The 13,822-nt window shown below is 57.6% G+C and carries 10 protein-coding genes and 3 pseudogenes; 6 read left to right on the top strand and 7 right to left on the bottom strand.

Features of this window, described 5'->3' with window-relative positions; translation table 11 throughout:
• Positions 1 to 2 precede the first annotated feature (2 nt).
• The 3 genes from bcsB to bcsQ are packed head-to-tail and all read right to left on the bottom strand — an operon-like array spanning position 3 to position 5,688.
• Positions 3 to 2,267: a cellulose biosynthesis cyclic di-GMP-binding regulatory protein BcsB gene (gene bcsB, locus LOY56_RS16810; RefSeq protein ID WP_258622728.1), complete on the bottom strand. Its 2,265-nt coding sequence runs from the start codon at positions 2,265 to 2,267 to the stop codon at positions 3 to 5.
• Between the two features lie 20 nt (positions 2,268 to 2,287).
• A complete protein-coding gene (bcsA, locus tag LOY56_RS16805; protein WP_258615772.1) occupies positions 2,288 to 4,525 on the bottom strand; it encodes a UDP-forming cellulose synthase catalytic subunit in 2,238 nt (745 codons plus the stop codon).
• Complete coding sequence (gene bcsQ / locus LOY56_RS16800; RefSeq protein ID WP_258615771.1) at positions 4,522 to 5,688, bottom strand: cellulose biosynthesis protein BcsQ; 1,167 nt, start codon at positions 5,686 to 5,688, stop codon at positions 4,522 to 4,524. The genes bcsA and bcsQ overlap by 4 nt, the downstream gene beginning before the upstream one ends.
• 566 nt (positions 5,689 to 6,254) lie before the next feature.
• Between bcsQ and LOY56_RS16795 the strand changes: the two genes are divergently transcribed.
• The 4 genes and pseudogenes from LOY56_RS16795 to LOY56_RS16780 all read left to right on the top strand — a co-directional run bounded on the left by LOY56_RS16795 (position 6,255) and on the right by LOY56_RS16780 (position 8,914).
• Entirely contained in the window at positions 6,255 to 6,950 is a 696-nt protein-coding gene (locus LOY56_RS16795) for a tRNA (adenine(22)-N(1))-methyltransferase TrmK (protein WP_309474863.1), read from the top strand.
• 155 nt (positions 6,951 to 7,105) lie between these two features.
• On the top strand, positions 7,106 to 7,699 hold the full coding sequence (locus tag LOY56_RS16790) for a DUF4157 domain-containing protein (RefSeq protein ID WP_258615770.1): 594 nt from the start codon (positions 7,106 to 7,108) through the stop codon (positions 7,697 to 7,699).
• Between the two features lie 105 nt (positions 7,700 to 7,804).
• Positions 7,805 to 8,419, top strand: a pseudogene (locus LOY56_RS16785) (saccharopine dehydrogenase); the annotation flags it as partial.
• A gap of 3 nt (positions 8,420 to 8,422) precedes the next feature.
• Positions 8,423 to 8,914, top strand: coding sequence for a DUF2269 domain-containing protein (locus tag LOY56_RS16780; protein WP_258615769.1), 492 nt, complete (start codon positions 8,423 to 8,425; stop codon positions 8,912 to 8,914).
• 39 nt (positions 8,915 to 8,953) lie between these two features.
• Here the strand turns inward: LOY56_RS16780 and LOY56_RS16775 are convergent, their stop codons facing one another.
• Positions 8,954 to 9,121 carry a DoxX-like family protein gene (locus LOY56_RS16775; RefSeq protein WP_408980342.1) on the bottom strand — a complete coding sequence of 56 codons (168 nt, stop codon included), beginning with the start codon at positions 9,119 to 9,121 and terminating at the stop codon, positions 8,954 to 8,956.
• A gap of 207 nt (positions 9,122 to 9,328) precedes the next feature.
• Positions 9,329 to 10,225, bottom strand: a complete 897-nt coding sequence (locus LOY56_RS16770; RefSeq protein WP_258615768.1) for an NmrA family NAD(P)-binding protein — start codon at positions 10,223 to 10,225, stop codon at positions 9,329 to 9,331.
• 80 nt (positions 10,226 to 10,305) lie between these two features.
• Here LOY56_RS16770 and LOY56_RS16765 point away from each other — a divergent pair, with 80 nt between their 5' ends.
• Complete coding sequence (locus tag LOY56_RS16765) at positions 10,306 to 11,226, top strand: LysR family transcriptional regulator (RefSeq protein WP_258622724.1); 921 nt, start codon at positions 10,306 to 10,308, stop codon at positions 11,224 to 11,226.
• Between the two features lie 12 nt (positions 11,227 to 11,238).
• On the opposite strand, the pseudogene LOY56_RS16760 reads toward LOY56_RS16765, so the two are convergent.
• Both LOY56_RS16760 and LOY56_RS16755 read right to left on the bottom strand, forming a co-directional pair.
• Positions 11,239 to 11,416, bottom strand: a pseudogene (locus LOY56_RS16760) (DUF3363 domain-containing protein); the annotation flags it as partial.
• Between the two features lie 381 nt (positions 11,417 to 11,797).
• Positions 11,798 to 13,235: pseudogene (locus LOY56_RS16755) on the bottom strand (IS1182 family transposase).
• Between the two features lie 178 nt (positions 13,236 to 13,413).
• Here LOY56_RS16755 and LOY56_RS16750 point away from each other — a divergent pair.
• Complete coding sequence (locus LOY56_RS16750; RefSeq protein WP_258615765.1) at positions 13,414 to 13,809, top strand: GFA family protein; 396 nt, start codon at positions 13,414 to 13,416, stop codon at positions 13,807 to 13,809.
• Positions 13,810 to 13,822 lie beyond the last annotated feature (13 nt).

Raw genomic sequence — 13,822 nt, 5'->3', positions numbered from 1 at the left:
ACTTACTGACCAAGACGACGTTTGGCCCGCATGCGCAGGGACAGGTAGGCCAACGAAGCCAACAACAGGACCCCGATCAGCGTGACCGAAACGAATGCCAGTACGTTTTGCGAGAGGTGCCACTGTACAAAGCGCCACGGACCCAAACGCCCGACGTAGTAATCCTGTTCGGCCACCAGCGACTCAACCTGCTTGCCCTTGATCACCACCAGACTGCCTTGCAGTGTGTGGGTGTTTGCTTCGGTGCTGAGCAGGGCATCAGTCACCTCGGCGAGACCACTGGGCTGCGCGCTGGCGATGAACACCACGCTGCGTCCGCTCTTGAGCGGTGATTCGAACCCCGTCAGATAAGCACTGCCGTCCTCAGCGGAAAACCTGAGGCTGTTACGCGCCTTGCGCAGATTGCCTTGGGTGTCCGGGCTGAACCAGTTGCGTACGCGCAAGGGCAGGTCCGACAGCTCGACGTATTGCTCATCGCCTTGTGTCCTGGCCGGCAGCAGGCCCTGCCATTGTTCTAGCAGCGGTTGGTTTTTGCCTGAGGCGAGGACCAGCAAATCCCGATCGCGCTGCTCGGCCAACTGGTCGGCGTGGACCACTTTCACGCCGGTGGCCGGGTAGCCGGTGGAATCGCCAAAGCGACCGAGCAGGGTCAGGTAGGCGCCGAGCTCGGCCGGGCCAGGGTCATTGGGCAGGATCACTGCGGTTTCAGAAAGATCGGCCATGCGCGTGAACGGAAAACCACTGTCCTTGAACACACCCAGATTGGGCATGGCCATAAAGTGGTCGTAATGGCTGACGTCTAGCGTTGAGTCCGGGTCGATCGCACCGCGCATGTTGTCGATGATGATGTCGCGGCAATCGCCCTGCTTGATGTAGTCATACATAAAGCGAAATTGCAGCCGCGATTGCAGGGCTACCGAATTCAGCGGCAACAACATGCGCGATGTGCGGGCCAGGCTGTCGTCGGTCTTGAGCATCGCCAGCAGGCTATCGCTGTTGCCGAGCTTCTCGACGGAAGGCAAGTCGATCGACTTGATGAACATGTCGTTGAAGCTGACCAGCAACGAGGAGTTGGTGGCAATCGGTTGAGGCGTATAGCGGTATTTCAAATCCAGTTGCGCACCGGGCTCGCGCCAGTTGAACAGGTCCGGGGGCAAACGCAGGGCTACCGTCATTTGCCCAGGGTTGTAACCCGACACGTTGAGCTCGGCCGCTTTGGCCAGTTCACCCAGGCGCACCGGGCGATCAGAGGGCAACCAGTTGGGCGCATCGTAGGGCTGGCGTGGCTTCATCGCATCGATACGATCAATCGCCACACTTTGCCCCGAAAAGGTTGAACCGCCGAGTGCCAGTGCAGTGGCGGCGATTTTCAGATCGGCGCCATCACGCCCGGAAACGACCAACAGCTTGCCTTGAGGGTCATTCGGGTTGCTGACCATCGTCAATCGCGGCCCGGTGGCCTCTTTGATCTTGAGACCATTCAACGTCGCTGCTTCATTGTTGCTGACAAACACCACGGCGTTGCCGGTGGTCGGCAGTTGGGCGTTGACCGCAAAGGTCGCGCCACGGTAGCTGGCCAGGGCGCCGAACCAGGAGGACAGAACACCGGCGGCCTCCAGCCCGGCGTTGTCAGGGCGTGAGATGAACACGAAGGGCAGCTTTAAGGGCAAGGTGTCTCGTGGATCGAACAGGGGCAGCGGCAATGCGGAAAGATCATTGGGCTGTGGCACCGAAGACACCTGGAGGCTCAGCTGGCTGGTGTTATCGATCCTGGCCCAGAGACTGGAGTGCAACGGATCTTCGCATTGCATCGTGTAGTGACCGATGAACTGCAGACTGAGCCGGTTGAACTCGGTAATCATCTGCGGCGGGATCTGCACGGTCTGGGTCTGCAATCGGCCGGCGGCATCTTTGGGCAGGGGCAGGCTGGCGGCCACCTGATCATTGATCAATACGTTGATCTGCGAAAGGTCGGCCAGCAGTGCCGGTGAGTAGCTGTACTGCAGCGTGACCTGCGCCGCCGTCACGACTTCATCGGCCCGCACATTGAAGTTCACGCTGTCCGTTGCCTCCACACCCTTGAGGCTCATCGAATAGTTCTTTCCCAGTTCCTTGAGCGTGCGGGTGTAGCTGTGGGTCGACGCATCGGTCAGCGGCGGCGATGCGATCGCCACCGTTGTGGCACTGATTGGGTCGGCAACACACAAGGCCGCATTACCCCAACCCAATAATGAGCAGGCGATAAACAGGAGTGAGCGACGAGGCATAGAGGTCTGGCGAGAGCGGTTCAAGATCGGGGCATTTCCGCAGTAGGGTCAATAGAGGATGGCGTGTTCGAACGTTTGCGCAGCAGCGCTCGGCCGTCTTTAAGGGTGACCATGAACAAGCCGAGAATGGCGCGCAGGCCGATGCGGCTGACGTCCCTGAGGGCCGACATTGGGGCATCGGGACGGCCGTTACCCCAACTGCTGGCCCAGGTATCGGCGCGTGAAAACGTCAGTCGAACCAGTTCACTCTGCAGACGCAGTGGCATGGCATCGAATTGCACACCGACCACATTGCCGTGGCTGAACATCGCCGTTGCAGGAAAAAGGCTGGAGGGAGGCGTGCGCAGAATGCTCAGTTGCAGCGTCTCTTGGGGGCAGAGTCGAATATCGTCTGGCAGGTTGAGACCCACGCCTTGTTGCGAGAAATTCTGGGTAGTGCAATCGAACCAGGTGCCATCTTGACGGTAGATGCGCACAGGCAGATCGGCGGGAACCCTGGGTTCGGAGCGCACCTCGGAAGATTCACTGGCAACCGCGACAGCGGTACTGACGATGATGATGTTGTAAATAGTCCACACCAGGTTGATCAACAAGGTCGCGACCTCGGCCGAATCACTCCCTATCAGCTTCACCGAACCGATCCCCAGACCGAGCATGTTCAAGGTGAGCAACACGATGTAGGGGCGCGCGAGCTTCCAGTCGAAATAATTTTCTTCGATGGTGCCGCCCTTATCGGTCACGTTGAACGTTCCCTGTGACGGTTTGATCAGGGCGAGTAGCACGGGCCGCATGATGTACCAGGCCAAAACCGACTCATAGACTTCGTTCCAGAACGAATGACGGAATCGCCCCTGGATGCTGGAGTTGGTCAGGCTGGAATGGACAATATGGGGCAGTACATAGACCGCCACCATCAACGCCGAGGCGTGGAATATCTGCGCGCCAAAAATCAGGTAGGCCAAGGGTGCGGTCAAAAACACCAGGCGAGGTAGGCTGTAGAAAAAATGCATCATGGCGTTGAGATAACAGATGCGCTGGCCCAGGTTCAGACCTTTGCCAAGCAGCGGGTTGTCGGTGCGAAAAATCTGCGCCATGCCCCGCGCCCAACGTATGCGCTGACTAATGTGACGAGAAAGGTTTTCCGTGGCCAGGCCGGCTGCTTGTGGAATGGCAAGGTAGGCGGTATTGAACCCCCGGCGATTGAGCTTGAGCGCCGTGTGCGCATCCTCGGTCACGGTTTCGGTGGCGATGCCGCCGACTTCCAGCAAATGAGTGCGCCGCATGACTGCGCAGGAGCCACAGAAGAAGGTTGCGTTCCAAAGGTCGTTGCCGTTCTGCACCAGGCCGTAGAACAACTCACCTTCGTTGGGGACCGAGCGAAACGTATCGAGGTTTTTTTCGAATGGGTCGGGTGAGTAGAAAAAATGCGGCGTTTGCAGCAACGCCAGGTTCGGATCCTTGAAAAACCAGCCCATAGTGACTTGCAGAAAGGAGCGGGTGGGGACGTGATCTGCGTCAAATACGGCAATGAACTCGCCATCGGTCACTTTCAGCGCTTCGTTGAGGTTGCCGGCCTTGGCATGCTGATTGTTGTCGCGGGTGATGTAGTTGACGCCGACCTGTTCGCAGAAAATCCGGAACGCTTCCCGACGTCCGTCATCGAGTACATGCACACGCAACTTGGCTTCGGGCCAGTCAATGGATTGGGCGGCGAGCACCACCAGTTTCACGATGCTCAATGCTTCGTTGTAAGTGGGGATAAAGATGTCGACCGTTGGCCATTGATCCGGCGCCTGCTGCAAAATCTGTGGCTTGCGGTGCAGCGGCCAGGCGGTCTGGACATAACCGAATACCAGGACGAGCAAGGCATACAGCTCTGCCAGGACCAACCCATAGCCAAATACGGCATCCTGCCAGTTGTCGAAATCCAGCGTGTCGGACAGGCGCCAATACATATAACGTAACGATGCGATCAACGAGAGGGTGATCAAGGTCAGGATCGCCAGTCGCCCGGATTGTTTGCGGATGAACAGGCTGACGGTGAAACACGCTGCGGCAAACCCTGCCTGGGAATACAGATCCAGCGGTGCGGTAAGGATGCCCAGCGCCAATAATGCTGCAATCAGCCCTGCCAGGATTTTCAGGGCTTGGCGATAACGCTCGGGCCATCGATTGAAGCGAGCCTGGAACGTATCCAGGAACACCTGCAATCGCCAGGTCCGCGAGGAGGGGGAGGGGGTATTGAGCTGGGCAGTCATGGCGCGACGTGCTCGTCAATAGCGTCCGGGAGCAGCAAGGCGTGAACTGCGCGCGCAAGTGAAAGGATGTCCTGACAGCCAATGGAGTCCGGTGCGTGCTGCAGTGGGTCCTGGTTGTAGGCCAGCGATTCGTTGAGTTGGTGATCGAGTCGTATCGTCTTGATCAGATCACTGCCGAGACGGCGCTGGAACAGCAGACTCATGTCCCGGCTGAATGAGCGCGAATCCTCCTGTTGGTTAAGCACATACCTGTGAACTTGTGCAGGTCTTGCGCGGGTTTCCAGCCACTGCGCCATGGTGTCCAGCGCCAGATAGGCGGCCGCGTCGGCGACGGTGATGACGAGCACCAGATCGGCGGCATCCAGCGCTTGTTGCGAATAGATGTTTGCGCCTGAAGGGGTGTCCAGGATCACCGTATCGTTTTCACCGAGGTTCATCGACACAAGGTGTCTGTTCAGCCAGTTGGTATCGTCAAGCATCTGCTGCTTGAGCGATCTGAGATCATCGACGTTGCCCGTGCCAAAGGGCAGGAGCTCGCTGTCGCAATAGCCCGGCTGACAATGGGCGCTCCAGTCGGTATCGGGCTGTTTCAGCTGGATCAGTCCAGCCCCCTGTTTAAGGGTGCCCAAATGACTGGGCAGGGCGTTTTGAGGGTCCAGATCAATCGCTATGGTTCGCCCGCCAAGACGCCTGAGAGCCTTTGCCAGCCCGGCCACGACAGTGCTTTTCCCCACGCCGCCATTTGCCGAAACGACAGCGATGACCTTTGCTTCGGTTTGTTTTCGAGGCGTTGGCAGACCGTCTCGACGAGTCTGTTTCAGTTCGCGCAACAGTTCGCTCAATCGCGGGTGGTCACCCGTTAGGGGGGCCGCCATTGACTCACTCGGCAGAGGGGCGGTTTTCGGTGAAGGCAGCGAGATGACAACGTTTTTTGCACGTGTCACTGGCGGGCCAATCAGTAATAAGGGCGCGGTTTCTTCAAGTGGAAACTCGGCGGTAATGGCTTGAGGCAACGCCGCGTTTAAATCTGGCTGAGTGATCGATGTTGTCGGCGAGGTCAGGTTATCTTTGAAGTCGTTATAATTGGGTTGTATTTCCTGGTAACTACCTGCGGCTTCGCCAAAGCTTGCGAAAAGCTGAGTAACGTCATCTACATATTTCATGCGTTATACCGGGATTTAAATAACTCAGGAGTGCAGAGTTTATTAACCTGACGAGGTTGATGTTTTGGATGATGGCAATGTGGCGCCATCATCTGGCGTCTGTGCCTGAGTGTCAATGATTGTTAGAAATTGTCAGAGAGTGGGCGGTACTTCGTTGAGGTGTTTGATGCAATGCTGAGCAACTAACGTTAATGCCGTAAACCTTGGGGTAGAGGCTGCACTGTGAACTTTTCCTGAATATTCTGGCGTTATTTTTTTGACGATTTGGCAAGTGCGTTATATAGAAGAAGTTCTCATGATGATGTTGCTGGAGTGCGTAAATAACAGTCTAACAATATGCGTGGCTTGTTGAGTAAAGAGTCTGTCTTGTCGTTAAGTTGATAGTGTATGCCTGACGTCAAAACGCCAGGCCATTGTTCTGGGTGAAAGCCTCTATCTCTACGGCAGTGAATCCAGCCGCCAGAAAATCCTGGCTGGCGCTTTACCCTGCCTCCAACACCCAGCATTATGGGCCGCTTGCACTTATATCAAAGGTGCCGGACATTCGTGGTGAATAGGAACTGCCGTTGAACGAACAGACATTGTCCATGCGCCTGGAGCGCGTGGCGGCGCATGTGCCAGCCGGTGCGCGCTTGGCCGATATCGGCTCGGATCACGGCTACCTGCCGGTGGCGTTGATGCGCCGTGGCGCCATCACGGCGGCAGTGGCCGGCGAGGTGGCATTGACGCCGTTCCGCTCGGCCGAACGCACCGTGCGCGAGAACGGCCAAGACCTGCGGATCACGGTGCGCCTGGCCAATGGCCTGGCAGCGATCGAGCCGGAAGACGGGATCACGGCGATCAGCCTCTGTGGCATGGGCGGCGAGACGATCCGCGACATCCTCGACAGCGGCAAGGCGCGCCTGAGCGGTCAGGAACGCCTGATCTTGCAGCCCAACGGCGGCGAGCAGCCACTGCGCCAATGGCTGATGGAAAATGGCTACCGCATCCTCTGCGAGGAGGTGCTGCGGGAAAATCGCTTCGACTACGAAATCATTGTCGCCGAGCGCGCGGGGCCGGTGAGGTACACCGCTGAGGAGTTGTACTTCGGCCCGCTGCAGATGCAGACACGCAGCCCGGCGTTCCTGCTCAAATGGCAGCGTCTGCTGCGCCAGAAGCAGAAGACCCTGACCCACTTCGCCCGGGCGGGGCGGGCGGTGCCCGAGGAGAAGGTGCAGGACATCACTCGACAGGCCCGGTGGATTACCGAGTTGCTGGCTTGAGCACACGGTTTTGAGGGTTATATGAGAAGTCGCCGAGGGGTGATCAGGCAAACCGGATTATCGTCGGCGCCTGGTTCAGGACTACGCTAAAGCCATGCGGGTCGTCGATCCATTGTGACCCACTGTTCGCGCTGCGTCCGTCCCTGGAGCGCCCAATGCTGCCCAACACCACGCGCCTGATGGCGCTGTTTGTGCTTTACCTGACGCTTGAAGTGCCAGCCCAGACCAACGCCTGCCCACCTGGCGAGAAACAAGTGTGCCTGGACGGCTGCATCTGCCTGCCCGACCCGGGACAACTCGGCTCCCTGCCTGATGGCATCTACCAGATCGCGGCACCTGCCCTGGCGCTGTGGCTGACCCAAGCCCGCGCTGAAGCAGCCAGCGCCGGCATCCAGCCCATTCCTGCGCACATCCGGGAGCAACTGCTGCGTTGGTACGACCCCAGCGTCCTCGATACCGCGCGCTACAAAGTTAGCGACAACGGCCAATTCAATGCCGCCACTGCCATGCTGCAAAACCCCGATGTCGGTGCCGTGACGCTAATCGACATCATTCTCTTCCGGGACGCTCAAACCGCAGAACAGAACACCGCGCTCTGGGCTCACGAATTAAAGCATGTGCAGCAGTTTCAGGCGTGGGGGGTAGAAGGGTTTGCCCAGCGATATACACAAGATTCCAATGCGGTGGAGGCGCCGGCTTATGCCATACAGGCTGAGGTCAGACGGTCGGTGCGGGAAGGGACTTATTGAAGAGTGGCGAAGTTGCTGCGTATCGAGCACGATCGACGCACCCAGTCGACCGGCGTTGAAGGCGATTTCGTCGTAGCGTGTGGTCAGGGTCGGATCGACAATCAACTGTCTACTGTCCAAGGCGTTCTCGCCTATGCAGGCAAACCAATCAAGCAACTCAAGAATGGCCAGGTGCATGAAGTGTTGGGCTGGCAGGACCTGAAGCTTCGCAAGATGCAATATCTGGGCACTCGGCTGCTGGCCAATGTCGACGTGCCGGACATTGATATCTTCGCCAGCCGCTATGGCGCCCAAACCCTGAGCTTCAAGGCAGGTGCGGGCCTGAAGCTCGGCGGTGCCGCCAACTACCTGCTTGCCCAGGCACTGAGGACAGGGATGGTCCGTGACCATGCCCCTTGGGCCGCAAGACTTCATCGGTGGGGACTGTGGTTCGAACGATTTGGCGATGGCAAAAGCGCAATGTACATCGACGTTCAGGGCATCGGTGCCGAAGGAGAACCGCTGTCCATGACCGTGCAGCTGACCGCTATGAATGACAAGGGCCCGGAAATCCCAAGCTGTGCAGCCGTTACCTTGGCCGCAAAAATCGCCCAAGGGTATTTGCCCGAACCCGGCGCCCGGGCTTGCGTGGGCGAAATCACCGTCGACGAATACATAGCCGCCATCAACGATCCGGAAAATTTGAGCATGTCCGTGTACTTCTCTGGCGAGCAGAGCTGACCGATGCTCTATCTGTGCCTGAAATACATTCACGTCATAGCCGCTATTTTCCTGTTTGGATTCGGCATGGGGTCCTACCTCTACCTGATCGCCGTCAGCCGCACGGCCAACCCTCAAGTGATCGCGCATGTGGCCAGAATGGTTGTGCGGTTCGACACCTGGATTACCACACCGGCAGGCTTTATTCAGATAGCGACGGGCTATTGGCTGATGAAGCTTGCCGGGCTTCCCCTGACCACGGAGTGGGTTTTGACGTCGTTGATCATCTTCCTTTGCGTGGGTTCGCTTTGGCTGCCGGTATTGGTGCTTCAGAAGCGGTTGTACGTGATGGCTTCGAGCGCGGTTGAGACCGGAAAGGGGCTCGATGATGAATACCGGTCCGTGTACAAAAAATGGCTCTGGATGGGTGTTTTCGGATTTATGGGGATGTTTGTGATTGTAACGATTATGGTGACGAAGATGACGCCGGGGCGGTTGGTTGAGCTATTGGTGTAGGAGGGGAAGACTTAGTCACTTCTGCGAGCTCACTTTTGCTCAAGCCTTGGTGTTCCAGGCAACTGCGCACAGGGCAAGTCGGGCCACATTTAGTGAGACGGGATTGAAGGCATCCCTAAGCATCGATGGATTGAAAATCGCCACATCCAGTAGCAGGCCGAGTAGCGCCGTCGCGGGCGTCGCTAACGACCCTGACCAAAAGGACATTCATGCCTGGACTCCGCCTAGGGGTTGGCGAAGTAGGGAGAACTGAGGGTTACATGGAAGGGAACCGCACTGGGGCTGCAAGTATGCGTCCAGTCAGCACCGTCTAGACCGTAGTCCCCACCCAATTTTAGTGGGGACTATCTTGGGGCAGAGTTGGCCTGGCCGGTTCCTTAGCCGTTTGGCGAAGCCGAATATCCCTGCTGGCCTTTAGCGCTGACGCTGTGCCAGTTCGGCGATGACTCGTTCCAGCGGAGTTGTTCCTGCCCACTCTATTGCGCCGGGATCGCTCTTGAGGTCGATATGCGAGCAATTGAGGCCACGGGTCATTTCGGTGAAACCAGCAAGGGCGGCCTTTGAGAAATGGGCATCCGCCAGCGCTTTGGGCCACTCAGCTTCCAGAAGGACTGCCACGTCGACAGGCTTATCGAGCGTGGCGGAAACGATAGCGGCGATATCGTTCGGGGCATAGTCTTTGGGCCCCGAGAGTGTGACAACAGAGGTCCCCGTCCTTTCTTCCTGCAGCAAAGCAGCTGCGGTGCTGCCGACATCCACAGTCGCCACCATCGGGAGAGGGCGCTGTGGTGGTGCCAGAAACGTCGGGAGGGTGCCGCTACGCACGGCCTGTCCGACCATCGGCATCCAGTTCTCCATGAAATAAGCCGCGCGCAGGAAGATGGTCGAAACACCGGTTTCACCTAAACGCTGCTCGAACATGCGGTTCATCCTGATCCATCCAGTTCCGCGTTCACGGTCGGCACCCACCGAGGAAAGAGCCACAAGCCTGGGCACGTCCGCCGCAACCGCAGCGCGCGCCGTGGTATCGGCAATCAAGTCTGCCCTCTCGAACAGATCTTCACGGTTGTAGTGCTGAGGGCTGACGACATAGGCACCCTGGACCTGACTGAGCGCCTTGATCATAGAGGCGAGGTCTGTCAGATCGGCTACGGCAACCTCTGCGCCGCGTTGGGCCCACGGCCGACCCTTGACTGAGTCACGCACCACGACGCGCACTGGGTGGCCGGAACGCAAAAGTGCATCGGCAGCAGCGGCGCCGGTACGGCCGGTTACGCCGAACACAACGTAAGGGAGCGAGGAAGCAGTCATACAAGAATCTCCTGTTCAGATGAACCGGAATGGTGCATGGTTGCTCGATATGCATCAATGACATGAAAGTAATAGTGAAAATGCACCAAGTGGATTTATCTACAGTCGACCTCAACCTGTTAAAGCTATTCGAAGCACTCGTTCGGGAGCGAAGTGTTACCCGGGCGGGCCTCCGCTTGGGCTTGAGCCAACCGGCTGCCAGCCGCGCGCTGGGGCGACTGCGCACGATGTTGGGTGATCGCCTGGTGGTCCGCGGCAAGCTCGGGCTGGAACTGACGCCACGCGGTGAAACGCTGGCAGGTCCAGTGGCCAGGCTGCTGGACGATGCCCGAGGCATCGTCTCGCCTGCCGTCTTCGATCCCGCGTCTGCAACGGGTCGGATCACGATCGCCGCGCACGACCACCTGAGTCTGGTGGTCCTTTCCGGTTTGATCGCCCGCTTCGAGCGCCTTGCCCCTGCGCTAAGTCTCCATATCGCGCAACCTACTGGGGACAACGTGCGGCTTGTCGAGCAGGGGGGCGCAGATCTGGCACTGGGCATTTTCGAGGCACTGCCCGGCAGTCTCCATCGGCGCGGCCTTTACGCCGACAGCTTGGTGTGCGTGGTGAGGTCCGATCACCCAGGTGTGGCAGACGGACTCAGCCTGGAGCGTTATGTGACCTTGCGCCACGTTACCGTGACCATTTCCGGCGTGGGAGAGAGTGCGGTTGACATCGCCCTCTCGACACTGGGACTCACTCGCCACGTCGCGCTGCGAGTTCCCCACTTTCTTGCTGGTGCGATGTTGGTGGCGGATAGCGACATGATTCTCACGTTGCCAAGCCGTTTGGCGCGCCGACTTGCGGAAAGGCTCCCGCTCGCGCTCCTGGATCTGCCGCTACAAGTTGCTCCTTTGTCGCCAGCCATGATTTGGCACGAGCGCTTCCATGGCGACCCTGCCCATGTCTGGGTCAGGCAACAGCTTGTCGACGTCGTTGCGTCATTCAATACGGTCGGGTAAATACCGCCGACTTCATCCCACGTATACTCCGCGCTGCCGCCCGGCCTCCTGAGATACCCCATGGTTACGTACCGTCGCGGCGATCTGCTGCCAGCCGCTACTCGATCACCGGCTTCCACGGCACCAGGCTGAACCGCACGCCGTCTTCGAGCATGGCATAACGCGAACCGGCAAGCATGATGCTGCGGCGCACACGCTGCCATCAGCCACTGGCCGAGGCTGTGTAAAAACGTTTTCAAGCACCCGCTTCGGACTAGAGCAGCTGAAAAATCTCGCTCCTACGCAAAATGCAGATCTCTGACTAAACGAGCTTTGGCAGATTTTACGTAGTGACGCACACTTCAAAATGGTGTTTGCGTTTTTACACAGCCTGGGCCATTAGCTGCCGTTCGTGACGGGCAGCTATCGACCCAGAGTGTGTAAAAACGCTCATGGGCCTCATCGTCGTGGAGCATTGACATCCGTTGGCTGAGCGATCGCACGGTCAATGTTGCGGGTTGCATCGGTCGCGACCTGGAACACTTCAATGTTGTTTTTACAGCCTCTGAAATGGGCCAAAATCAGCCTTTTTCTATGCCGACAGCGCCTTCATCAAACCGTGAGCACCGATGATTTTCATGACCCGTTTCATGTTGTAGGCGAGCACATTTAAACTCATCTCCGCACCCACCCCGGCCAGCTTCCGCGTCAGGAAGTGCGTCGCACCCATCCATTGTTTGAGCGTCCCGAAGGGATGCTCAACCGTCCGTTTTCGAACTCGCATCATCTCCGGGGCTTTGCTCAGCCGAAGCTGCATCTCCTCCAGCACGGCTTCATGCTCCCAGCGTCGAACTCGTCGAACTCGTCGCTCCGTGCTCGGTGTGCACTGCGATTTCAACGCGCAGCCCTGGCATTTCGAACTCCAGTACCGGTGCAACTTCAGGCCTTTTTCAACGTAGGAATAGTGCCAGATCAGCGCCTCTCCTGCCGGGCAAATGTATTCATTTTTTTTGCCGCGTCATAGACGAAGGCATCGTTATTGAAACGCCCGTCAGCCTTGGCTCCAGAGGTCATCGGCTTGGGTACATAGGCGGTGATGCCGGCATCGTGACAAGCCAGGATTTGTTCGCTTTTGAAGTAACCTCGGTCAGCCACCACCGACAACGTATCTGACGCCATCGCCTCGCGGGCCTGCTTGGCCATCGAGTTGAGTTGATCGTGGTCGGAACCGACGTTAGTCACCTCATGCGCAACGATCAAATGGTGCTGGGTATCGACCGCTGTCTGCACGTTGTAGCCGACGATTCCCGTGCCGCGCGTCATCATGGAGCGGGCGTCTGGATCGGTCAGTGAGACCTGTTTATCCGGCGATTCATTGAGCTGGATTTCGATCGCCTGAAGCTCTTTCATTTGAGTTTTGAGCTTGGCGATCTTCTCTTCCAGCCGCACGGCACTGGGCTCGGAAGCTGTTGGTTCTTGCCGATCGGCAGCATCGAGTGCCGTCAGGTAGCGGCTGATACTCGATTCAATTTCTTCCATTCGCCGCTTCAGTTTGGCGCTGGTGAAATTGCGGTCGCGGTTGTTGACGGCTTTGAATTTACTGCCATCGATGGCGACCAGATTTTCTCCGAATAATCCCAACTGCTGACACAGCACAACGAACTGGCGACAGACGCCTCGGATGGCCTTGCTGTTGTCTTTTCGGAAGTTGGCGATGGTCTTGAAGTCCGGCATCAAACGTCCGGTCAACCACATCAGTTCGACGTTGCGTTGAGCTTCTCGTTCCAACCGCCGGCTTGACTGGATGCGGTTGAGATAGCCGTAGATGTATATCTTTAGCAAGATCGCGGGGTGGTAAGCCGGCCGGCCAGTATCGGCTGGAATCGCACCTTCAAAACCCAGATTGACCAGGTCGAGTTCGTCGACGAAGACGTCGACTACACCGGATTGGTATCGCTGACGTAGTCGTCGAGGTTCTCGGGAAGTAAGGTGCCTTGGCCTCGATGTTCACCTTGGATAAAGCGCTTCATGGGCGATCCCTGCGATGAAATCCTCAGAAATCATAGCAAGGGTTCGCGAAGGCGTTTTTACACACTCTGGGCCAAAAGCTGCCCTTCGTCCATCTGAGGTACCTGAAGTTTTGGTGAAACACTCTTTCAATAAGTACTGTGCTTATGTACAGTACTTATTTCAATTTGAGAGAAAACCATGTTTAAAGGTAGTTGTTGCTGCGGAGCAGTGAAGTTCTTGGTGTCGAGTCCTCCAACAATGATGGGAACATGTCACTGCTCTCGTTGCAGAAAGGTCGGAGCAAGTACCTTCGTCTTCGTAAATCGCTCATCGTTCGAGCTGATTTCCGGCGCGGATTCCATCACCACCTTCAAGCCTGAAGCACCTTACAAGTACAACCGTTGCTTCTGTTCGCACTGCGGAACAGCATTGGGCGAGGTGACGTCAACCGCCGAGTCGTTTCCCGTGGCTGCGAACTGCATCGATGAGGCATTGACCATCACCAATCTCTTCCATGAGTTCGTCAAGGAAAAGCCAAGCTGGTACGACATCTGCGACAGCGCCAAGCAGTTTCCGGAACATCCACACCGATAAGACGGTACACGCA

Origin of the sequence: Pseudomonas sp. B21-048, assembly GCF_024748615.1 — a bacterium.
Classification (GTDB): Bacteria; Pseudomonadota; Gammaproteobacteria; order Pseudomonadales; family Pseudomonadaceae; genus Aquipseudomonas.
This window is presented reverse-complemented; position numbering and strand designations above follow the sequence as displayed.

What these genes read in the sequence shown, in the direction of transcription:
- bcsB (WP_258622728.1), bottom strand. Translation starts at nt 2,267, where the DNA reads ATGCCTCGTCGCTCACTCCTGTTTATCGCCTGCTCATTATTGGGTTGG.
- bcsA (WP_258615772.1), bottom strand. Translation starts at nt 4,525, where the DNA reads ATGACTGCCCAGCTCAATACCCCCTCCCCCTCCTCGCGGACCTGGCGA.
- bcsQ (WP_258615771.1), bottom strand. Translation starts at nt 5,688, where the DNA reads ATGAAATATGTAGATGACGTTACTCAGCTTTTCGCAAGCTTTGGCGAA.
- LOY56_RS16790 (WP_258615770.1), top strand. Translation starts at nt 7,106, where the DNA reads ATGCTGCCCAACACCACGCGCCTGATGGCGCTGTTTGTGCTTTACCTG.
- LOY56_RS16780 (WP_258615769.1), top strand. Translation starts at nt 8,423, where the DNA reads ATGCTCTATCTGTGCCTGAAATACATTCACGTCATAGCCGCTATTTTC.
- LOY56_RS16775 (WP_408980342.1), bottom strand. Translation starts at nt 9,121, where the DNA reads ATGTCCTTTTGGTCAGGGTCGTTAGCGACGCCCGCGACGGCGCTACTC.
- LOY56_RS16770 (WP_258615768.1), bottom strand. Translation starts at nt 10,225, where the DNA reads ATGACTGCTTCCTCGCTCCCTTACGTTGTGTTCGGCGTAACCGGCCGT.
- LOY56_RS16765 (WP_258622724.1), top strand. Translation starts at nt 10,306, where the DNA reads ATGCACCAAGTGGATTTATCTACAGTCGACCTCAACCTGTTAAAGCTA.
- LOY56_RS16750 (WP_258615765.1), top strand. Translation starts at nt 13,414, where the DNA reads ATGTTTAAAGGTAGTTGTTGCTGCGGAGCAGTGAAGTTCTTGGTGTCG.